Raw genomic sequence first — 21,078 nt, forward strand, 5'->3', positions numbered from 1 at the left:
CCTTGCAGCGAAGAACCTCGCCGACGCCGGGTCAGGATCGACCGACGTGTCGCTCGGTCGGTGCCGATCCCGCGGACGCGGAATATCGAGGTCGGGGAGTCGGATAATAACAGGCGAGACGCCGCGCGAGCAGTGTTCGCGTCGTCGCGACGGCGACCGGGCGGAGGGCTTCGCTCGCCCCACACCCGGCCGCAATCTTACTGAGCCGCCGGCTGTGCCGATAGGAATCGGCCGACGGCGGCTTCGTTCGTCGGGCCGAATGCCCTGAGATCGATGAAGAAGTCGGTCGTTTGATCCTCCAAGGTAAAACGACCGTTCTCGCGAAGGCTCAACCGGTAGGGTCCATCCAGAGCAACACTGTGCATCCGACGTTCGCGCTCCAGCGTCCGCAGCACCCCGCGGATAAACCCGTCCTCGCCCGGCGGGAGTGTCTCCAACAGCACCCCGGACTCGGCATCGTAGACCGCCAGGTCGCCTTGGCCGACCTCGACGAAACTCAGATCGCGAACCGCAACCTCGGGCGAGACGGGAGCTTGGCTCGGATCAAAGCCTGTGAGCCTTGCGACCGCGACGGCCAGGATCGTAAACCCGATCAGCGAGGCAACCGCGATCAGCATGCTCCGCGGAAACGGACGATCATGCAATTCAGTCAAGATTCAACCTCTTCTTCAGGATGTCGGAGCAGCATCGGAACCGGCGCGATCGTCCGTGCCTTCTTCGGCGTGCACCGCACCCTTCTCGGTTTGCGCCAGATAGCGGTTGAGGGCATCCGAAAGGATCTCGGCGACCCGAGCCACGTCGGGAATTGCCCGGAGCATCGGCTGCGGTTTGGTGAAATGCCAGGGGCGAACATGCGGCCACAAGACCATATAGGACGTGCGCGTGGACGCGACCAGGATGATGGGGATATCCCCGGTCTCGTCGCGATAGCGCTTCATTTGCGCAGAATGAATCTGAGCAAACGGAAAGTTCACGATCATCGGCAGAGCCACACCGAAACGCATCACCAAGCGACGCGTTGTAATGGTGTAGACCGTGGACCTCGCCATCGCCCAAGCAAGCAGCAAAAGGCCGCCGATCGAGACGACGCCGAGGGCCAGGATCCAGAGCGCACCGACCACGACCTCGGCCGTGGTCTCCCCCGCGGAGAGATCCGCGAAGATCCGCCAGATCAGAATGACGGCGAAATAGACGGCGACCTTCCGAACATGAAAGGCGCGCCGCGCCAGAGCGGTCCAGCGCGGCGCGCCCTGCCAAAGCATCTCCTCGCCGGGAGGAAGATGCTCGGGCAAGCCCCTAACGGGCTCGGACTCATACTCTCTCACAGCAGAGGCTCAGACCGATCCGCAGCTGCGTAGAGTTGGCCACCGGCATAGTAGGCGCAGACCTTGTCCTCTTCGTAGAGTGTGACCTGGTCGGGCTTGGCCAGACCCGGCACGTTCGCGAAGTGCTTGCCGGCGATCGACTTGACGTTGACCTTACGGTTTTTCTTGTCGAAGCGCGTGAAGTTGATCGGCAGCAGGACCTGCTTACCGCCCTTCGCGACCTTCACCTCGAGATAACGGATCTGAGGCTCGGAGCGGTCGACCCAGACGTCGGTCACGGTTCCACCAACTTCACCGTCGAACCCGACAACCGTCATACCGCGCGGATCCGGATCCTTCTCGGCGATCGAGAAATCGGTGGCGACGCGCAGCGGGACGATCTTGGGCGCGCCCTCGAAGGTCAGATCCGGATGCTTCGCGCGGTCCGGGGATGCAGACGGACCGAATCCGGACAGCATCGGATCGCCGTTCGGGATCAGCGGCGAGCCCGCGTACGGCTGAGCCGGCGTGGCATTGATCTTCTCTGCGGCCTCGACACGCGGCACGGAGAAGGTCCCGCCGTTGTGCGGGAGCAGATAGGTTTTCGGCTCCGGCATGGACGGGAAGCCTTCGATCTTGACCTTACCGCCACGCGTGGACTCGAGCGGATAGCCTTCACGCTTGTTCTCGCGGTGCAAATAGAAGACGAGCCCGGCGAAGAAGAACCAGAAGACATAGAGGACGAGCTGAGCGACGTCGATATAGCTGGTGATGGCTGCTGACATGATGTGACCTCCGTAGGACAAAAGACTAACCGCTAAGACCGGTTAGGCCGAAGCGCGATAACTGCCGATGACCGGGTTCGTTCGGGGGAGCGACGAGCGGATCAATGGCGGCCAACGCGGGGAAAGATGCTCTGGATTTCGATGTGATAGACGCCCCCCTAGCCAGTGAAAGGACCGGCACTCGCCGGCCCGAGACGACACCCGAGCGCCGCGCCGCAACAGGCAGCGGAGCCACACGCATGGGCGCACGAACGGCAGTCTCGAAACACCGCACTCGACTGCTCACGCGGGCACCAACTCCAGTGCCTGCGACGTATAAAATCCGACGGCGATCCGCTTGGTCCGCTGCGCACGCCAGCCCGCCAGGGCCGGCTCGGCGGCCAGAAGCGCACGCAGCCGATCCGGTCCGACCGGCACGATCGCGGGCGATCGGTTGCCGCGCGGAAAAAGCTGTCCGACGGCGTGCATGACCGCCAGCGCGGGCGTCTTGGGCGCAAAGGTGAAGAGGATCGAGCCGCCGGTCCGTCCGGCCAACCCGGCCAGCACCTTCACCACATCCGCCGGAACGTAATGGATCAAGGAATCCATGGCGACCACATGATCGAATCGGCCATGCGCCGGGTCCAGCATGTCCCCGGCCTCGAAATGAACCGACCCGGGGCCGAGATCCTTCGGGGTGCGCTCCTGCGCGATCTGGATCAGGGTCGGCGCGACGTCGATGGCGACGACCTCCGCACCCCGGCGCGCCGCCTCGAAGGCCAGTGCACCCGTCCCGCAACCGGCGTCCAGCAGACGCTTGCCCGTCAAATCGGCGGGCAGCCAATTCAACAAGGTCGCCCGCATGTCGTCGCGACCCGCGCGTACGGTGGCCCGGATGCGGCTGACCTTCACGTCTGATGTCAGCTTGCGCCAGGCGTCGGCGGCGGTGCGATCGAAGTAGGTTTCGATCTCTTCGCGGCGCTCTTGATACGAGCCGTTGGCCATCAATCGAACCCCAGAAAATCAAAGATATCGCGGTCGCGCATGGGCTGCGCGTCCAATGGCTCGACCCCGTCCCACAGCATCTGGGCAAGGCGAAGATACTCGGACTTGGCATGCTCGAGTCCGTCTGCATCGTCCATCTCGAACAGGGTCGACTTCTTCAGGCGACTGCGCCGGATGACGTCGAGATCCGGCAGATGGGCAAGCCGCTTCAGACCCACCGCGTCGTTGAAACGGTCGATCTCGTCGGTATTCACACTGCGGTTGGCGATGACGCCGCCGATGCGCACGCCGTAGTGCTTGGCCTTGGCCTGGATTGCAGCGGCGATGCGGTTCATCGCGAAGATCGAGTCGAAGTCGTTGGCCGTGACGATCAGCGCGCGCTCGGCATGCTGCAACGGCGCGGCAAACCCGCCGCAGACCACGTCGCCGAGCACGTCGAAGACCACGACGTCGGTGTCTTCGAGCAGGTGATGCTGCTTCAGCAGCTTCACGGTCTGACCGACCACATAGCCGCCGCAACCGGTGCCGGCCGGCGGACCGCCCGCCTCCACACACATCACACCGTTGTAGCCTTCGTAGACGTAATCGCTCGGGCGCAGCTCCTCGGCATGGAAGTCCACGGATTCGAGGATGTCGATGACCGTCGGCACCAAACACTTCGTCAGCGTAAAGGTCGAGTCGTGCTTGGGGTCGCAGCCGATCTGCAGCACCCGCTTGCCGAGCTTGGAGAACGCAACCGACAGGTTCGACGAGGTCGTGCTCTTGCCGATGCCGCCCTTGCCGTAGACGGCAAACACCTTGGCCGTATCGATCCGGATATCCGGATCGAGCTGGACCTGCACACTGCCCTCGCCGTCGGGGTGCCCGGGAAAGTCGCCGAGCATGCCGGCCGGGATCTCTTGAATCGTCACGCGGCGGCCTCCTCGACAATACCTTCGAGCCGATCTTCAAGCTCCTCGCCGGCCTGACGCAGTGCCTCGAGCGTAGCGGCATCGGGCGACCAGTAGTTGCGCTCGTGGGCCTCGATCAAGCGGTTTGCGACCTTGGCGGATGCCGTCGGGTTGAGCTGCGCGAGACGATTGCGCATCTCCTCGTCGAGTACATAGGTCTCGGTGAGTTGCTGATAGACCCAAGGCGCAACCTGCCCGGTGGTCGCCGACCAACCCATGGTGTTGGTCACATGGACTTCGATCTGGCGCACACCTTCGTAGCCGTGCTTGAGCATGCCCTCGTACCACTTGGGATTGAGCATGCGGGTGCGCGTTTCGAGCGCGACCTGCTCGGCCAGGGTGCGGACCACGCCGTCGCCGCGGGTCTGATCGCCGATGTAGACCGGGACGTCGTCGCCTTTGAACCGACCCACCGCGCGGGTGATCCCGCCGAGGGTGTCGAAATAATGGTCGACGGTGGTCACGCCCAGCTCGACCGAGTCGAGGTTCTGGTAGGCCAGCTGTACGGTGGAGAGCACGCTCTTGAGCAGCTCGGCCTGACGGACCGGCTGACCGGAACGCCCGTAGGCGAAGCACTTGCGACGCGTATAGGTTTCGGCCAACTCGTCTTCGGCGTCCCAGCTGCTGCTGTCGACCAGGTAGTTGACGTTGGCGCCGTAGGCCCCGTCGGCGTTGCTGAAAACCCGCAGCGAAGCGGTCTCCAGATCGCACCCCTGCGCCTCTTGATAGGCTAGTGCATGCTTGCGCACGAAGTTCTGCTCGAGCGGCTCGTCGGCTTGGGCGGCAAGGAAGGCTGCCTCGGCCAACAGGCGGGTCTGCAGCGGAAGCAGATCGCGGAAGATGCCCGAGAGCGTCATGACCACGTCGACACGCGGACGGCCCAGCTCTTCGAGCGGGATCAGGGTCGCGCCGGCGAGACGGCCGTAGTTGTCGAAACGCGGGAGCGCGCCGAGCAGCGACAGGGCCTGCCCGATGGGTCCGCCCTCGGTCTTGAGGTTGTCGGTCCCCCAGAGCACGAGCGCGATCGTCTCGGGGAAGCCGTTGCCCTCCTCCGACATATGACGATCGATCAGACGCTGAGCCTGGCGCGCACCGTCCTTGACCGCGTAGGCGCTCGGCAGACGGAAGGGATCGAAGCCGTGCAGGTTGCGCCCGGTCGGCAGGATTGCCGGGGTGCGCAACAGATCGCCGCCCGGCGCGGGGGGAATGAAGCCGCCGTCGAGCGCGTGCAGGATCGCCGGGGTCTCGGTGTCCTGGACCAGAAGGCGGTCGGTCTCGGCCAGCTCGCGGAACAGCTCGACGTTCTCGTGAGAGGTGGCCATCCCGCCGGCCTTGAGTGCCTTTTCCGGCGTCTTGCCCGCAACCAGCGCCTCGATGGCGGCGCGCGTCGGGTGCATGTCCTTGGACGCCTCGGCGACCGCGAGCAGCAGATCGAGCCGCTCCTCTTCGCTCGGCGCCTCGCCGACAACGTGCAGTCCGTGCGGGATCAGGGTGTATTCGAGCTCAAGCACCTTGTCGTGGAGCTTGGCGATGCGGCTCTCCGCATCGTCGGTCCAGGCCGGCTCAAGCTCCGCCAGATCGAGCTCCGCGGCCTGTGCTTGAATCAGCACGGCCAGCTCGGCGCGCTCGTCTTTTTCCTCGGGGGGCAAACCACGCATGCGCTCCATCGAGCCCTTCAGATCGATGAGACCCTTGTAGAGTCCGGCATGGGCGATCGGGGGCGTGATGTAGCTGATCAGGGTCGCCGCGGCTCGCCGCTTGGCAATGGTGCCCTCGGACGGGTTGTTCGAGGCGTAGAGATAGACGTTGGGCAGATCCGTGATCAGACGATCCGGCCAGCAGGCACCGGACAGGCCGGCCTGCTTGCCGGGCATGAACTCAAGTGCGCCGTGCGTTCCGAAGTGCAGCACCGCATGGGCACCGAAGTCGTCGCGAATCCAGCGATAGAAGGCCGAGAAGGCGTGGGTCGGGGTGAAGCCCTTCTCGAAGAGCAACCGCATGGGGTCGCCCTCGTAGCCGAAGGCCGGCTGGATCCCGACGAAGACGTTGCCGAACTGGGCGCCGAGCACGAACAACGAGCCGCCGTCGGTCTGCTGCTTGCCGGGTGCCGAGCCCCACTGGGCCTCGATCTCGGCCAGCCAGGGCTCGCGCCGGACATGATCATCCACGGGGATGCGCACATGGACATTGGCGTGGGAGCCGAAGCGCCCGGAGTTGCCGTTGACGATCTGCTCGCGCAGCGCGTCGACATCCTTGGGCACATCGACCTTGTAGCCTTCCGCGTGCATCGTCTTGAGCGTGTGATAGAGCGAGGCGAAGACGGACAGATAGGCGGCCGTGCCGGTGTTGCCGGCGTTCGGCGGGAAGTTGAAGAGGACGATGGCGACCTTGCGCTCGGCGCGCTTGGCCCGACGCAGACGCACCAGACGCTCGACGCGCGAGGCCAGACGTTGCGCACGCTCTGCATGCGACTGCATGTCCCGCGCTCCTTCGCCCGAGCCGCCGCCGCTGCGACCGCCGTAGACCATGGAGCCGGTCGCGCCGTCGAGCTCGGGGATGGCGACCATCATGGTCGCTTCGACCGCGAGCAGACCTTGGCTCGACGCCTCCCATTGATCGACATGCTGGAACTCGACCGCCAGGGTAGACAGATAGGGCACGTCCAGCTTGGTCAGGATCTCTTCGGCGGCCTTGGAGTCGTTGTAGGCCGGTCCGCCGACCAGCGAGAAGCCGGTGAGCGAAATGACCGCGTCTACCGTGGCTTTGCCGTCCTTCAGGAAGAACCGCTCGATCGCCGGGCGCGCGTCCAGACCGCTCGCGAAGGCGGGAATGACCTGCAGACCGCGTGACTCCAGCGCCTCGATCACCCCGTTGTAGTGGGCGGCGTTGCCGGCCAGTACGTAGGACCGCATAAGAAGCAAACCGACGCGACCGTCGGGGCGGCCGTTGACGGGTGGCAGGCTCGCGAGCTGATCGGAGATCCGGCCCTTCATCTTGGGATGATAGAGACCGACGTCCGGGTATTCGACGGGCGGTGCCGCCTTGATGGTCCCGCGCAGGTGGCGCCTCGGTCCGTCGGCATAGCGATCCACCAGGAACCGGATCATGTTGCCCAGGTTCTCGTCCGAGCCGGCCAGCCAATACTGCAGCGTCAGGAAATAGGCACGCACATCTTGGGCGGTGCCGGGAATGAAGCGCAGCAGCTTGGGGATGCGCCGCAGCATCGACATCTGCTGGGCGCCCGCACTCTGCTTCTTCTCCTTGCCGCCGCGCAGACGCTTGAGCAGCGCCATCGGACCGCCGGGGGAGCCGTCCATCTTAAACCCGCCGAGCCGCGTCATCTTCATCAGCTCGCCGGCCGACATACAGACGATCATCGCGTCGCAGTCGTCACGGCGGGCCGCCAGCGCGGGCAGGATGGGTTTGAAGTGCTCTTCCATGACCAGCATGGTGATCATGATGATGTCGCCGCGCGCGATGTCCTCGCGGCAACGCTCGAGGGTCTCGGGGGAATCGGCCCATTCGGTCGCGGCGTGCAGGCTCAACTGCAGGCCGGGCAATTCACGCTGCAATGACGGACGCGCCCGCTCGGTCGTGCCGGCGAGGTGCCCGTCGAGATTCACAATGACCACACGGACGGGGGTGATGTCCGTGGTCGAGGCGCGCTTGTCAGCGGCCGAAGTGCGCTTTGGCATCGTAGAGCGTCTCCACAGTGATGGTCTGGATGCCCTGTTCCGCCGCGAAGCGCTCGGTATTCCGACGCGCTTTGCCGCGGACGAAGAAAGGGATCTTTTTCAGCTCCTGCTCGGCTTCCGCTGCCCAAATGATGGTGGAAGCATCGGCCTGCACCGGCGAATCCGCCGATTCGGCCGACTCTTGCAACTCGGACCCGGCCGGCCGATTCGTGCCGACCCGCGAGCCGAGATGCGACGGTGTCGCCGCATCGTGAAACTCGAAGTCCTCCCGAAACATGGTGATGAGATGCTCTTCGAGCCCCATCATCAAGGGATGGACCCAGGTGTCGAAGATCACGTTCGCACCTTCGAAACCCATCTGCGGCGCATACCGCGCCGGAAAATCCTGCACATGAACCGGCGCCGAGATGACCGCGCACGGAATGCCCAACCGTTTGGCGATGTGGCGCTCCATTTGCGTGCCCAACATCAGCTCGGGCTGTAGCTCCGCCGCGCGTTTCTCGACCTCGAGATAGTCGTCCGTGATCAGCGGCTCGACGCCGTAGCGTTTCGCACATTCGCGCACGTCGCGGGCAAACTCGCGGGCATAGGTCCCGATGCCGACAACCGTAAAGCCCAACTCTTCGGCGCACATCCGCGCAGCCGCGACCGCGTGGGTTGCGTCGGCGAAGATGAAGACACGCTTGCCGGTCAGGTAGGTCGAATCGACGGAGCGCGAGTACCAGGGCATTCTAGACGAAATCGGCGACTTGGCATCAGTCACGTCGATCCCGGCGATACGCCCGACCTCGTCGAGAAAATCACGGGTCGCGCCGATCCCGATCGGCACCGTCTTCACCGTCGGCTGACCGAACATGCGCTCCAGCCACAGACAGGTCTGATCGGCCGTCTCGGGATAGAGACAGACGTTGAAATCAGCCTCGGGGATCCGGAGCAGATCCTCGGGGGTCGCACCCAAAGGCGCGACCACGTGGACATCGACGCCGACGGAGTCAAGGAGACGCGTCACCTCTTCGACATCGTCGCGGCAGCGGAAACCCAGCGCCGTCGGGCCGAGCAGATTCGCGCGCGGGCGCCGATCGGCCGGTCTGGGCTCGGGATGACGCCCGGCTTCCGGGACGCGGGGCTTGAGCAAACCACGGACCAGTTGATAGAAGGTCTCGTTGGCGCCCCAGCACTCCTTGCGTGCATAGGCCGGCAGCTCGAGCGACAGGACCGGTACCGGCAGACCCATTCCGCGGGCCAAGGCACCGGGCTGATCCTGGATCAGCTCGGCGGTGCAGGCCTCGCCGACCAAGAGCACGCGCGGCTTGAACCGCTCGAAGGCGTCGCCGACACTGTTTTTGACCAGCTCCGCGGTATCGCTGCCGAGCTCGCGCGCTTGGAAGGTCGTATAGGACACGGGCGGACGCGTGCCGCGGCGCTCGATCATGGTGAAGAGCAGATCGGCGTAGGTGTCGCCCTGAGGCGCATGCAGGACCAGATGCACGCCTTCCATGGAGGCGACGACGCGCATGGCGCCGATGTGCGGTGGTCCTTCGTATGTCCAGAGTGTGAGCTGCATAGCGTCAGACCCGCAACAAGGCGGCACGCCGCAGCGGCCGCGCGAAGAGCTCGGCAAGATCGGCCGCCTGATCGAATCCGTGGACCGGTGTAAACACCAGCTCGATCGACCACTTGGTCCGCAGACCCTCGGACTCCAGCGGATTGGCCAGTCCCAGGCCGCAGACCGTGAGATCGGGGCGGTCCTCGCGCAGGCGATCGAGCTGTCGTTCCAGATCCTGGCCCTCGGTGAGGCGCACGCCTTCCGGCAGGAGGTGCAACTCCTCGGTCATGAGCCGACGATCGAGGAACGGCGTGCCGACTTCGACCAGGTCCATGCCGCATTCACGCTGCAGGAAACGCGCAAGCGGGATCTCAAGCTGCGAATCCGGGAGGAAACTGATGCGCTTGCCCTCGAGGGACTCGCGATGATGCGCGAGCCCACGTTGCGCCCGCGCGATCGCCGGTGCCGTGACAACGTCGAGCACCTCCTCGGCCACGCCCCATGCCTCGGTCGCCGCGCGCAGCCAGCCGAGCGTGCCTTCGATCCCGAAGGGATAGGGCGCGGAAAGCAGACTTGCCCCTCGCGCCTCGCAGGCCCGCGCCGTCTCACCTAAAAAGGGCTGGGCCAGCAGGACCTTGGTCCCGCTGCCCAGGGGAGGAAACTCGGTGGTCCGGCGCGGCGGCAGGAAGTGCACCGGACCGATCCCCAACTCGGTAAACAGTCGGGCGAATTGATCTTCGACCACGTCGGGCAAGGTCCCGAGAACCAAAAGCGAGCGCTCGCCGCCCGGCAGCTCCGGCAACTCGGGCACCAGCGCCTTCAGACAAGCATCCTCGCCTTGCGTGAAGGTGGTTTCCAGACCGCTCGCCGAATAGTCGAGGATCCGCACCCGACCGCTGTAGACAGCGGACAGACGCTCGGCGGCCTTTGCCAGATCGAGCTTGATGACCTCCGAGGGGCAGGAGCCGACCAGGAACAGGGTGCCGATATCGGGGCGCCGCTCCAGGACCTCCGCGACCACACGATCCAGCTCGGCGTTGCAGTCGGCCAAACCGGCAAGGTCGCGTTCATGCAGGATCGCAGTCGCGAAGCGCGGCTCGGCGAAGATCATCACACCCGCTGCGGACTGAAGCAGGTGCGCACAGGTGCGTGAGCCGATGACCAAAAAGAAGGCATCCTGAATCTTGCGATGCAGCCAGACGATCCCGGCCAGGCCGCAGAACACCTGCCGCTGACCGCGCTCGCGCGTGACAGTCGGGAGCATATCGCCGACGGTGGATCCCCGATCGGGCGTCTGCTGCCCGCTCATTCGGCCACCTCCGTGAGGGTCTCGCGATCCTTTGCCTGATCGAGTCGGGCCGCGCGCAGCTTGATCAGGAACTGGCCGGCATTGATGACATAGGTCGCATAAGCGGCCAGTGCCAGCCACATGAGCCCTTGCGTATCGAGTGCACCGGTCGCGAGCGCGATCAAGTAGGCCGTATGGAGGGCGAGCACCAGCATGCTGAAGACGTCTTCCCAGAAGAACGCCGGTGCAAACAGGTAGCGACCGAAGACGACGCGCTCCCAGATCGCGCCTGTAATCATGATGGCGTAGAGCACCAGCGTCTTGACGACGATCGATACCGTCGCGGCGAACGCGCCCTCGCCTGTCGCCAAATAACGCAGCACCAAATAGAGACTCACCAGAAAGACCAGAAACTGCACGGGCGCAAGAATGCCCTGGACCAGCGTCCACGGGGACTCGTCGCGGCGGAGGCGCTCCTCCGGGGTGTAGAGAGGTCTGCGTTGCTGCGGTTGCATTCCAGGATAATTCATCAGTGGGCGAACTAGGGTATGATCCGTCGTCGCGTTCTACATATGACGAATCTAGTCCGCTTTCAGGGATGCGTCAACCAAACTTTACGTAAACCTGACTTGACAACCCCGCACCAGGCACCACAATAGGGTAGCGAGCCCGACCGTGGTATTCCGCCTTTGTGTGTTGCCGTCGCCAGCAGCTGCGCCTCGCAGCGAACGCGTCCCGGTACGGTAAAGGCCCCGACTCGGACTCCGCACAACGGCGGCGCTCGGACGATCCCGAATGGATCGACAGGGCTGCACGCACCTCGCGCCTCGGCGTGGTTTTTCGTTGACGACTGACGTCCCCGAGCAGCGCAAGCGGTCTCTTGTGATCATCGATACGAGACAGGATCCGGTTGAAGCCGGAAGCCGCGTCGAGCGATGCGCTCGAGACCTCCGGGCGCGATGGCGCATGTGTTGGATGCCCATGGGCATGCCGCCCTATCAGGAACGCTCCGGCGAGCCGACCGCTATCGGCACCGAAAACGGGTCGCGCGGGCGCGCCCCGAGGCATTGGAGGGTCTGGTCGTCGTGAGTCCGTTCAGAGCCCCGAAGGAATCATTCGGCGCCCTCGATGCCGAGACGGCGGCGGCGCTGGTTGAAGGCGCAACCGACATCGCGGTCGTGGTCGACCAGGCAGGCATCGTCTGCGACATCTCGTTCGGCAGCGAGGATCTTTCGACCGAGCTCAGCAGGGATTGGATCGGACAACCCTGGCTGACCACCGTGCTCCCGGAGAGCCGCGCAAACCTCGAAGCCTTGCTCAGCGAGGCATCCGACTCCCGCGTCACCCGTTGGCGACAAGTCAACCATCCCTCCGTGCGCGGGACCGACATCCCGATCCAGTACCGGGCCTTGCGTCTCGGGACGAGTGTCGTGGCCCTGGGGCGAAATCTTCAGGGTATGGCCGCCCTGCAACAGCAGCTCGTCGACGCCCAGCAAGCCCTCGAGCGGGACTATTGGCGCTTCCGTCAGGTCGAGACCCGTTATCGCTTGCTGTTTCGCATGGTCTCGGAGGCCATCCTCATCATCGATGCCCCGACGCAGCGGGTCGTCGAGGCGAATCCGGCCGCCGGACAGCTCCTCGGCGAATCGCCGACGCGGGTCATCGGCCGCCCCTTTCCGGAGGGATTCGACACCGAAGGCACACAGTCGATCAACGGCCTTCTGGCGGGTGTCCGTGCCGCCGGCCGGGCGGACGACGTGCGGGCCAAGCTCGCCGACGGCATGCAGGAGTTCTTGGTCTCGGCCTCGCTGCTGCGCCAGGAAAACCTCTCGTTTCTGCTCGTTCGTCTGTCGCCGATCATCGCCGAGAGTGCGACCTTCACCCTGCCGGAGAATCGTGCACGCTACCTTCGCGTCCTCGAGAATGCACCGGACTGTGTCGTCATCACGGATGCGGACGGACGGGTCTTGAGCGCCAACAACACCTTCCTGGCCTTGACCGAGATCGCCGCGGAGCAACAGGCGCGAGGCGAGTCGCTCGACCGTTGGCTCGGACGTCCGGGCGTCGATCTGAATGTGCTCATGGCCAACCTGCGCCAACACGACACGGTCCGGCTCTTTGCGACCACCTTGCGCGGCGAGTATGGATCCACGACCGACATCGAGATCTCGGCCGCCGCGGTCCGCAACGGGGAGCGGCCCTATTTCGGGTTCTTCATTCGCGACGTCGGTCGCCGGCTACATGCCGAGCAACCCACGAGTCCGGAGCAACCGCGCTGGCTCGACCAGCTCACCGATCGGGTCGGGCGCGTTCCCCTCAAGGAGCTGGTGCGCGAGTCGACCGACACCATCGAGCGACTCTGCATCGAGGCCGCACTGAAGCTGACCGGAGATAATCGCGCCTCGGCGGCTGAGCTGCTGGGCTTGAGCCGCCAAAGCCTATACGTCAAAATCGATCGCTACGGCATTTCCGACCAAGCAGCCGAGCCTTCGGCGCCAGACGACAAGTGAGCGGCATGAATCGAAGCGCGTTACCCGCGGCAGCGTCCGCCTATCCGTCCATGCCCGCGATCTTGGAAGTATCGCATCCCATCACCTGGTTCCCGCCGATGTGGGCCTTCGCGTGCGGGGTCGTCTCCTCGGGCGCACCCGTCCTGCAGCAGTGGTGGCTCCTGCTCGCCGGCGTGCTGCTGGCAGGACCCCTGATGTGCGGAACGAGTCAGGTCGTCAACGACTGGTACGATCGCCACGTCGATGCCATCAACGAACCGAACCGCCCGATCCCCTCGGGGCGGATCCCGGGACGCTGGGGTCTCTATCTCGCACTCATCTGGACCACGGTCTCGCTGCTGCTCGCTTGGCTGCTTGGGCCGTGGGTCTTCGGGGCGTCGCTGATCGGGATGGCTCTGGCTTGGGCCTACAGCGCACCGCCGTTCCGGCTCAAGGGCAACGGCTGGTGGGGTAACCTCGCCGTCGGATTCTCCTACGAGGGATTGGCCTGGGTGACCGGGGCCGCCGTCATGCTCGGCGGCGCTATGCCTGACTGGCGGATCCTCGCGCTCGCCGTGCTCTACAGCATCGGCGCGCACGGCATTATGACGCTCAACGATTTCAAGGCGATCGAGGGCGACAAGCAGATGAACGTGCGCTCGCTGCCGGTTCAGCTCGGTGTCGACGGGGCCGCGCGTCTGGCCAGCATCGTCATGGCTGTGCCTCAGGCAATCGTGATCGCGCTCTTGTTCGCCTGGGACAAGCCGGCCCACGGGATCGCCGTCGGCGTGGTCCTGCTGATCCAACTGCTGCTCATGATCCGCTTCCTGCAAAGTCCGCGCGAGCGGGCGACCTGGTTCAGCGGACTCGGCGTCAGCGTCTATGTCACCGGAATGATGATCAGTGCCTTTGCGCTGCGAGGGCTGCTCGTTTGATCCGAACCCGGACCCTGCACAATCCGTTTAGACGCGCGATCGCGTCGGCGCGGCACTCGCGGCGGTCTTCCGAACACTTCGGTTTTTCCCCAACATCAGGGCCAGCAATCGATGACAAATCTTGAGACATTCGACGTCGTGATCGTCGGCGGCGGGCCCGCCGGTGCAACCGCCGCAACCGACCTGGCCAAGCGCGGGCGTCGCGTCCTCCTGCTTGATCGCGGCGGGCGCATCAAGCCCTGCGGCGGCGCCATTCCGCCGCAAGCAATGCGTGAGTTCGATATCCCGGAATCCATGCTGGCGAACCAGGTCAATTCCGCCCGCATGGTTTCCCCGTCCGACCAGCGTGTGGACATGCCCATCAACGGCGGCTATGTCGGCATGGTGGATCGGGAGCATTTCGACGAGTGGCTCCGGGAACGCGCCGCGCAAGCCGGGGCCGAGCGACGCACCGGGACATTCGAGGCGGTCGAGCGCGACACCGACGGCGTGGCACTCATCCGCTATCGACCGGGCGCAGGGCGCAGCGGCAACGAGCCCGAGCGGGTCCGCGCGCGTGCCGTGATCGGCGCCGACGGGGCACACTCGGCGGTCGGCAAGCAATGCGTTCCGGGCGCGGACAAGATCAAGTATGTCGCCGCCTATCACGAGATCGTGCGGACCCCGGCCAACGGCGGTCCGGCCGACTTCGACGGCACGCGCTGCGATGTCTACTACCAAGGCGACATTTCGCCGGACTTCTACGGCTGGGTCTTCCCGCACGGCGACACCACCAGTGTCGGCGTGGGCACCGCGGTCGAGGGCTTCTCGCTCAAGAGCGCGACCACCGAGCTGCGCCGCCGCGCCGGACTGGAGCATGCCGAGACCCTGCGTCGCGAGGGCGCGCCCATCCCGTTGAAACCGCTCAAGCGCTGGGACAACGGACGTGACCTGGTCCTCGCCGGCGATGCCGCCGGCGTCGTGGCTCCCGCCTCGGGCGAGGGCATCTATTACGCGCTGGTCGGCGGCCGACTGGCCGGGGACGCGGTCGACACCTTTCTCGCGACCGGCGATGCCCGTGCGCTCAAGACCGCGCGGGCGCGCTTCATGAAGGCGCACGGCAAGGTCTTCTGGGTGTTGGGAATGATGCAGCACTTCTGGTACGCGAGCGACAAGCGGCGCGAGCGTTTCGTGAGCATGTGCAAAGACCCGGACGTGCAGTATCTGACCTGGGACGCCTACATGAACAAGCGGCTGGTCCGCGCCAAGCCGGCTGCCCATCTGCGGATCTTCTTCAAGGACATGGCGCACCTCTTGGGCTTCGTCTCGGCACGCTGACGAGACGCGGCCGACGCAAGCGCGGCGAGCATCCATGGAGGCGCCATCATGGCCGAGCTCTTCGCAAGTGGGCGCCTGATCGATCTGATCCTCGGCCTGGTCTTGGTCGAGGCGATCGCACTCACGGTGCTATACCGCCTGACGGGGAAAGGCGTCGCTCCGCGCGATCTGGTCGGCCTGCTGCTTGCGGGGGCGTTTCTGCTGATCGCGGTGCGTTTTGCCTTGACCGGCGCCGATTGGGTCTGGATCGGACTCTGGCTTGCCTTGGCACTGGTCGCACATCTCGCAGATCTAGCCCTGCGCTGGCGAACCTGACCATCCGCGTCAATTTCCGGCAGGCGGATCACCCTTCGTGTTCTGCGCCGAGTACCAGGCGAGGTGCTCGAGGAGCTGGGTGGTGCGCTGGACCGATGACTGAACGGCATCGACCAATGCGGGCACGCGGCCCAAATCGACACCGTCGGTCACCTCGAGCGCGGCAAGCTGCGCATTACCGACAATGGCCGAGAGCAGCTCGCGGTACAGCGGGTTCGCACTCCATTGCAACTGCTGGCGCATCAATTTTTGCTGTTCCAGCAGACCCGCCTGGACCCGATGCCGGGCATCCTCGGCACTCTTGCGCTCGCTCAGATCGGTAAGCAAGAGCACGAACCCCAAGACCCGCTCCGGCGAAGAAAAGACCGGATCGGCCCGCACCAGAAAAGGGCGAAGGCCGATATCCCTGGTGGCCAATTCCACCTCCCCGCGCCAAGCCCGACGATGGGTCACCAGTTCATGGAGACGGCGGCTCGCCTCCGCCTGCGTTGCCTCCGAGAATAGGGCGAGCAGATCGTCCATACATTGCGGGCGCGGTTCCTCCGGATGCAGGAGCCGCTCGAAGGACTGCGTGGTCAGCAAAAAGACGCCTTCCGCATCGGCGATGAGGATCGGCTGCTCCGAGACTCGGACCTGAGAGCGGACCTGGGCAAACTGCGCTTGGGCAATCAGCACACGGACCGAGCGAAACTGTTGGATGACATCCTCGACGGATTCGCCGATCAGTCTGGCTGTGGCCAGATTTGCGGATGTCCAGGGATCGGAGGTCCCCTCGACCACCTGATGCCATTGGGCGAAGGAACGCCGTGGCGAAAGCTGCGAAGGATCGTCTCCGCTGACGACCGGCTTGAAGGGATTGCCACCCCAGGTGACGGTGCGTACGCGCTCGGGACGGCACCAGATGAGATATTCGCCGGTGCAGCTCGACACCGGCGCCGCGAGGATACCGCTCGCCACCGGGGTCAAATAGGCGAGACGGGGCTCGTCACGCCGCAACGAGGCGGTCGCCATCACCGCACGCTGGGGCCGAGTGTCCAGCCAGGCGCCGATCTCGCGCAGATCGCGGGTACCGGGAACCTCTCCGGTGGTCAGAATCCTGCCGTCGCAGAGCAAGGCCGCACCCGCCGCATCGACCGTCTGAAGCAAGGTGCGGGGGTCGTCGAAGAGGGCGGATGTCCAGTCACCCTCGCGTGAGATCGCCTCCACCATGCGTTGTTCGAGGCGTCGAACCGATAACTCCGCCTGAGCCTGGACAAAGCTCTCCAAGGCGGCGATGCGTGTCGCCACCGCCTCGGCCAGCAGCTCGCAGACCGCGCGAATCTCGTACTGCACGAAGCGCGGCCCGCGATGATGGCACGCGATCAGACCCCACAGCCTGCCGCCGACCAAGAGCGAGGCGACGAGGGTCGCCCCGACGCCCATGTTCTTCAAATATTGGATATGGATCGGCGACATGCTGCGCAGGCTGCACAGCGACATATCCAGGTCCTCCCCCGTGACAGGCGAGGCCCGGGGGTGGATAAACACCGGTGCGTAATCGACATCGACCAGGAGGCGGATCCGGTTGCGCTCGTAAAGCCGACGAGCGATTTGAGGGATATCGGAATCCGGGTAACGGTTTCCGAGGTAGGCCTCGAGCTCGGGCTCGCGCTGCTCGGAAAAGACCTCGCCATGGCCCTCGTCATCGAACCGATAGACCATGACCCGATCGTAGCCGGCAATCGACTTGAAGATCCGCGCGGCCTCGTCGCACAAGGACCGCAACGACGCCGATGCGATGATCGTCTGCAGGGCCAAACTGATCCGGCCCGATAGATCGACTGCGGGCCCGGATGGCTCGAGCTCGACGATCAATCCACCCGCCGGCGGACGATGCACGATGGCATCGAAATCCCGCCCCGGGCGCACCCCCACCGGTGTTCGCAACACCAGAGGGATCTGCCCGAGATCATCATCGAGTCGCGGCCGAACCCTCGCTGCCAGGATCGGCACCAGTTCAGCGAGACGGGCTCCGATCGGATCCCGGTCGAGCCGCAACATGGAGCGCGCGTTTTGGCTGGCCTGGATCACGACGAGATCCGGCTCCGATAGAACGATCAGGGCGCCGTGCGGCTGGATGGATGCGGCGAGCTGAATCTGCTCGCGTTCGCAATTGGAAAGATCGGCGTGCCCGAACGCCGGTGAAGAGTTTAGATCGGGGGTCAATTGGGCTGCACTCCGATGCTTAGGGCCGATGTCCTGGATCCGTAACTGTGTCCTGATCCATCCCGTAGCGCTTGAGCTTGACGTAGAGACTCTGACGACTCAAGCCCAAAAGGTCGGCCGTTGCGGTACGATTGCCGCGCGTGAGATCCAACGCCTCCTCGATATAGTGCTGCTCGAGGACGCTGACCGCCTCATCCACAAGTGCACGCAAGGGGCCTTTACCGATCCGCCCGGTCAAGGCGGCCAAGCGTCCCCCGAGACGTTCGTCGTTGTCTTGCCGCGGCAGACGCCTACCGACGTCGCGGAAGAAGATTCCGATCGACGACGGTTCGCTGTCCAGATCCCCGGCCGCCGAGATCTCCACCTCGGTCTCCCCGCCGAGCTCGCCGCGGAGCCTGGTCAAGAACGGACGTACCACGCCGAGTCGCATGATCGTCGCCAACAACACTCCCATATCGGCGCCCGGCCGATCGAGCCAACGCCCCAGGCTTTGCTGCAGCACCCCGCCCGACGTCGGCATCTGAACGAGGTCGAGGAAGGCCGGATTCACCCAGCGAATCAAGCCGACTCGATCCGTCACGACGAATCCATCGGGCAAGCGCTCGATCAGGATGTCATGAAACTCCCCGTCGGCAGACTGCCGAGACGTCGACACGGCCTCGGTAGCGGTCAATTGGAGAAGGTACAGTGAACCGGCCTCGGACGCGAGCCGCGAAGCACGCACCATCCAAGCCGCTCGCTCCACGCCCAGATGCAGGAGAATGCCGGGCGCGCTACCTTGATCGTCGAGCCGATGGAGCATTGCGTGAAAGAGGTCACGCTCGCCGTCGATCAACTCGCCGGAAAAGCCTTTTCCGACCAACGTCCGCTGTGCTCCGGCCGGACCAACGAGGGCGCGCGACGCAGCCGGGTTAAGGTCCTGGATCGCCAGACCGTCGACTCGCAACAGAATCACCGCGTCGCTGGAGGAACCGAACAAGAGCCGATACCGAGTCTCGACCTCGCGCAGTTTCCAATAGTCACGCTCCATCGTCTGCTGCGCTTCCACGAGGCGGGTCTGCAGCTCGGTCACCGCTTGGAGACTGCGGCCGATGGCGACCAACCCGGCATCGCCTCCCAAACGCACCGCGGTATACTCGATCGGAAGACGCAAACCGGATGGAAAGATCTGGTTGACCTGCCTGAAGGCCGAGACACCCGAGTCCCGAGCGTCGTCGACGAGGCTCTGCAGGCTCTCGCTTCCGAAGGACTCCACCGTCTCGGCCCAAGGACGCCCGACCCAGGCGTCGAGCGCCTCGCCGCGGATCGCGGGCGACAACGCGGCCCGTCGGATCACGCCGGCGTGATCGAGGAAGATGGTGACGTCGGGCTGGGCCAGATTGGTCATGGACATAGACGTATGGACCTGATCACGCTTCAATAATCACCGCTTCGCAGACGGACTTCAACCGAAATCGGCTTGAAAAGGATCGTGACCGGTGCCTGCAGTCAATCCCCGGGTTACACTAATGCCGACGGCGCCCGACAGCACGCCCTCGTAGCTCAGTTGGATAGAGCGATCGCCTCCTAAGCGGTAGGTCACAGGTTCAAATCCTGTCGAGGGCACCAAATTCCGGGAGACGACCCTCTGCACCCGCCCTCCGCGCCGCGACCCGACGCACCCGATTCGCCCCCACCCTTCGAGGCGGACACTCATCCGATGTCCAGGGCTTTGCCCGAGACGACTTCGAAGAGCCCGCGCAAGACCAAATCAGGCATCACCCGACAGGGCCGATCCATCGCCGGGATCAGACGCTCGGCGTCGCCGCCGGTCAGGATCAGTACCGGGGGAGTTTGCGCCTGTCGCTCGAGTCTATCGTAGAGCCGAGTTGCCAGGGCCGCGAGTGCCTGAAGGCTACCGGCCGCGACGGCGGGGCCCGTATCGACCGCCCAGGGCTCGTCGGTCGGCTCGGAGGTGATCCGCGGGATGAGGGTGCCGGCAAGAAGGCTCGCGCGCATCATCTCAACCCCGGGAAGAATCAGCCCGCCAAGATGACGTCCGTCGGCAAGCAGGAGGTCGAAAGTGGCCGCCGTTCCGGCATCCACGATCAGCGCGGCCTCCGGAACGTTACGATGGGCGCCGACCAGGGCGAGCCAACGGTCGACACCGAAGCGCGCCGGCTCGGGATACGCGATGCGCAAAGCGCCGAACTGCGCACGAGTCTGCACGAATTCCACGTCGAGCCCCCAATAGGCGCGGATCGCGCGACCGATCGCCGAGGCGACCGAGGCGCCGCCCACGTTGCTCGCAACGACGCGTTCGGGCGCATTCAGCCGCTCCCAGTCGGCCAGAAGATCAATCGGCGCCGCGCCGCCGTGGCGCACGACCCGTACCTCGCCGAGAGGGCCGCCGTCCGAGAGCGCCCAGCGCAGGTTGGTATTTCCGATGTCAAGCAGCAGCATCATTGCTCGTCCCCAACCTCGCCCCGAACCTCACCTTCGTCCTCGCGTCTCAAACTGACCTCTCCGGCATGGAATCGCCGTTCTCCGTCGGCAGTATCGAGCCGTAAGGCGCCGTCCGACGCGATCCCGAGCACCCTGCCCCGAATCTCCCGGTCCGCAAGCAGGATGCGCGCCTGCTCGCCGCGAAAGGCGTCGAACCCGTCCCAGAGTGAAAGAAACGGGACTAGACCCTCGCGACCGAAGCGTTCGAAGGCATCGATCAGGGCATCGATGATCAGCGCTGCAAGGGTGTTGCGCCCGACTACCGGTTCTCCGAGCACTTCCGCAAGATCGACCCAAGGCTGGTCGATGGCCCGTCCGTGATCGGGCGTCATCCGCACATTGATCCCGATCCCGACCACCAGAAGACTTGGGCCTTGCGCCTCGCCGGCCGCTTCCAAGAGCATCCCGCCGAGCTTGCGCCGGTCCCAGAGCAGATCGTTCGGCCATTTCAATGCAAGACCCTCTGCGCCGAGCCGACGCAGCACGTCCGCAACGACGGCGCCGGCAACCAAGCTGAAGCCGCCCAATGCAGCCGGCGGCTCGCTGTATCGCCAAAGCATGGACAGATAGAGGTTGGACCCGAAAGGCGATATCCAGGCTCGCCCGAGACGGCCACGTCCTGCGCTTTGGCACTCCGCGAGGCAAAGCGTTCCTGAGGGCGCGCCCGTCGCCGCCTCGCGCATCAGGGCGCGATTCGTCGAGTCGATCTCGCCGTGAATCTTCAGACGCGCAATCATTCGGCGAGCGGCCGGGGACATTGCCGCCAGAATCCGCTTCGCAT

At 64.9% G+C, this 21,078-nt stretch carries 17 protein-coding genes and 1 tRNA gene; 5 read left to right on the top strand and 13 right to left on the bottom strand.

The genetic code is table 11. The features are described 5' to 3' along the window. Window positions 1-197: 197 nt before the first annotated feature. The 9 genes from puhC to bchF all read right to left on the bottom strand — a co-directional run bounded on the left by puhC (window position 198) and on the right by bchF (window position 11,067). Entirely contained in the window at window positions 198-653 is a 456-nt protein-coding gene (puhC, locus tag GPT33_RS00520; RefSeq protein ID WP_296804823.1) for a photosynthetic complex assembly protein PuhC, read from the bottom strand. A 15-nt stretch (window positions 654-668) separates the two neighbouring features. After that, on the bottom strand, window positions 669-1,325 hold the full coding sequence (gene puhB, locus GPT33_RS00525; RefSeq protein WP_296804825.1) for a photosynthetic complex putative assembly protein PuhB: 657 nt from the start codon (window positions 1,323-1,325) through the stop codon (window positions 669-671). Beyond that, the gene (gene puhA / locus GPT33_RS00530) at window positions 1,322-2,089 is read right to left on the bottom strand and encodes a photosynthetic reaction center subunit H (protein WP_296804827.1); all 768 of its coding nucleotides are present in this window, start codon (window positions 2,087-2,089) and stop codon (window positions 1,322-1,324) included. Before puhA ends, puhB begins: the two co-directional genes overlap by 4 nt. Window positions 2,090-2,371: 282 nt before the next feature. After that, window positions 2,372-3,073, bottom strand: coding sequence for a magnesium protoporphyrin IX methyltransferase (gene bchM, locus GPT33_RS00535; RefSeq protein WP_296804829.1), 702 nt, complete (start codon window positions 3,071-3,073; stop codon window positions 2,372-2,374). Continuing rightward, window positions 3,073-3,957, bottom strand: a complete 885-nt coding sequence (gene bchL / locus GPT33_RS00540; RefSeq protein ID WP_296804891.1) for a ferredoxin:protochlorophyllide reductase (ATP-dependent) iron-sulfur ATP-binding protein — start codon at window positions 3,955-3,957, stop codon at window positions 3,073-3,075. The genes bchM and bchL overlap by 1 nt, the downstream gene beginning before the upstream one ends. Before the next feature lie 23 nt (window positions 3,958-3,980). After that, window positions 3,981-7,718, bottom strand: coding sequence for a magnesium chelatase subunit H (locus GPT33_RS00545; RefSeq protein ID WP_296804832.1), 3,738 nt, complete (start codon window positions 7,716-7,718; stop codon window positions 3,981-3,983). After that, entirely contained in the window at window positions 7,693-9,282 is a 1,590-nt protein-coding gene (gene bchB, locus GPT33_RS00550; protein WP_296804834.1) for a ferredoxin:protochlorophyllide reductase (ATP-dependent) subunit B, read from the bottom strand. Before bchB ends, GPT33_RS00545 begins: the two co-directional genes overlap by 26 nt. A 4-nt stretch (window positions 9,283-9,286) precedes the next feature. Then, complete coding sequence (locus tag GPT33_RS00555) at window positions 9,287-10,528, bottom strand: ferredoxin:protochlorophyllide reductase (ATP-dependent) subunit N (protein ID WP_296804893.1); 1,242 nt, start codon at window positions 10,526-10,528, stop codon at window positions 9,287-9,289. 41 nt (window positions 10,529-10,569) lie between these two features. Beyond that, entirely contained in the window at window positions 10,570-11,067 is a 498-nt protein-coding gene (bchF, locus tag GPT33_RS00560) for a 2-vinyl bacteriochlorophyllide hydratase (RefSeq protein ID WP_296804836.1), read from the bottom strand. Between the two features lie 570 nt (window positions 11,068-11,637). Here bchF and ppsR (GPT33_RS00565) point away from each other — a divergent pair. From ppsR (GPT33_RS00565) to GPT33_RS00580, 4 genes are all read left to right on the top strand, one after another. Beyond that, window positions 11,638-13,062, top strand: coding sequence for a transcriptional regulator PpsR (gene ppsR, locus GPT33_RS00565; RefSeq protein ID WP_296804895.1), 1,425 nt, complete (start codon window positions 11,638-11,640; stop codon window positions 13,060-13,062). Window positions 13,063-13,067: 5 nt separating this feature from the next. Beyond that, the gene (gene chlG, locus GPT33_RS00570; protein ID WP_296804838.1) at window positions 13,068-13,976 is read left to right on the top strand and encodes a chlorophyll synthase ChlG; all 909 of its coding nucleotides are present in this window, start codon (window positions 13,068-13,070) and stop codon (window positions 13,974-13,976) included. 111 nt (window positions 13,977-14,087) lie between these two features. After that, window positions 14,088-15,293 carry a geranylgeranyl diphosphate reductase gene (locus GPT33_RS00575; protein WP_296804840.1) on the top strand — a complete coding sequence of 402 codons (1,206 nt, stop codon included), beginning with the start codon at window positions 14,088-14,090 and terminating at the stop codon, window positions 15,291-15,293. Window positions 15,294-15,341: 48 nt separating this feature from the next. Beyond that, on the top strand, window positions 15,342-15,608 hold the full coding sequence (locus GPT33_RS00580) for a hypothetical protein (protein ID WP_296804842.1): 267 nt from the start codon (window positions 15,342-15,344) through the stop codon (window positions 15,606-15,608). 9 nt (window positions 15,609-15,617) lie between these two features. Here the strand turns inward: GPT33_RS00580 and GPT33_RS00585 are convergent, their stop codons facing one another. Beyond that, window positions 15,618-17,813, bottom strand: a complete 2,196-nt coding sequence (locus GPT33_RS00585) for a GAF domain-containing protein (RefSeq protein WP_296804843.1) — start codon at window positions 17,811-17,813, stop codon at window positions 15,618-15,620. Window positions 17,814-17,832: 19 nt separating this feature from the next. Beyond that, window positions 17,833-19,206 (bottom strand): transcriptional regulator PpsR, encoded by a 1,374-nt coding sequence (gene ppsR, locus GPT33_RS00590; protein WP_296804845.1) that lies wholly within the window; start codon window positions 19,204-19,206, stop codon window positions 17,833-17,835. A gap of 138 nt (window positions 19,207-19,344) precedes the next feature. Between ppsR (GPT33_RS00590) and GPT33_RS00595 the strand changes: the two genes are divergently transcribed. Then, window positions 19,345-19,421: transfer RNA gene (locus GPT33_RS00595), tRNA-Arg, on the top strand. Window positions 19,422-19,505: 84 nt separating this feature from the next. On the opposite strand, the gene GPT33_RS00600 is transcribed toward GPT33_RS00595, so the two are convergent. Further along, window positions 19,506-20,258: a type III pantothenate kinase gene (locus tag GPT33_RS00600; RefSeq protein ID WP_296804847.1), complete on the bottom strand. Its 753-nt coding sequence runs from the start codon at window positions 20,256-20,258 to the stop codon at window positions 19,506-19,508. After that, entirely contained in the window at window positions 20,255-21,055 is an 801-nt protein-coding gene (locus GPT33_RS00605; RefSeq protein ID WP_296804849.1) for a biotin--[acetyl-CoA-carboxylase] ligase, read from the bottom strand. Before GPT33_RS00605 ends, GPT33_RS00600 begins: the two co-directional genes overlap by 4 nt. Window positions 21,056-21,078 lie beyond the last annotated feature (23 nt).

Source organism: Thiocapsa sp. (assembly GCF_011390875.1).
GTDB lineage: Bacteria > Pseudomonadota > Gammaproteobacteria > Chromatiales > Chromatiaceae > Thiocapsa.

Excerpts from the sequence above, each read along its gene's own strand:
- GPT33_RS00545 (WP_296804832.1), bottom strand. The coding sequence starts at position 7,718 with ATGCCAAAGCGCACTTCGGCCGCTGACAAGCGCGCCTCGACCACGGAC.
- bchL (WP_296804891.1), bottom strand. The coding sequence starts at position 3,957 with ATGCTCGGCGACTTTCCCGGGCACCCCGACGGCGAGGGCAGTGTGCAG.
- chlG (WP_296804838.1), top strand. The coding sequence starts at position 13,068 with ATGAATCGAAGCGCGTTACCCGCGGCAGCGTCCGCCTATCCGTCCATG.
- GPT33_RS00580 (WP_296804842.1), top strand. The coding sequence starts at position 15,342 with ATGGCCGAGCTCTTCGCAAGTGGGCGCCTGATCGATCTGATCCTCGGC.
- GPT33_RS00600 (WP_296804847.1), bottom strand. The coding sequence starts at position 20,258 with ATGATGCTGCTGCTTGACATCGGAAATACCAACCTGCGCTGGGCGCTC.
- GPT33_RS00555 (WP_296804893.1), bottom strand. The coding sequence starts at position 10,528 with ATGCTCCCGACTGTCACGCGCGAGCGCGGTCAGCGGCAGGTGTTCTGC.
- GPT33_RS00605 (WP_296804849.1), bottom strand. The coding sequence starts at position 21,055 with ATGTCCCCGGCCGCTCGCCGAATGATTGCGCGTCTGAAGATTCACGGC.
- puhA (WP_296804827.1), bottom strand. The coding sequence starts at position 2,089 with ATGTCAGCAGCCATCACCAGCTATATCGACGTCGCTCAGCTCGTCCTC.
- GPT33_RS00575 (WP_296804840.1), top strand. The coding sequence starts at position 14,088 with ATGACAAATCTTGAGACATTCGACGTCGTGATCGTCGGCGGCGGGCCC.
- ppsR (WP_296804845.1), bottom strand. The coding sequence starts at position 19,206 with ATGTCCATGACCAATCTGGCCCAGCCCGACGTCACCATCTTCCTCGAT.
- bchB (WP_296804834.1), bottom strand. The coding sequence starts at position 9,282 with ATGCAGCTCACACTCTGGACATACGAAGGACCACCGCACATCGGCGCC.
- bchF (WP_296804836.1), bottom strand. The coding sequence starts at position 11,067 with ATGCAACCGCAGCAACGCAGACCTCTCTACACCCCGGAGGAGCGCCTC.
- bchM (WP_296804829.1), bottom strand. The coding sequence starts at position 3,073 with ATGGCCAACGGCTCGTATCAAGAGCGCCGCGAAGAGATCGAAACCTAC.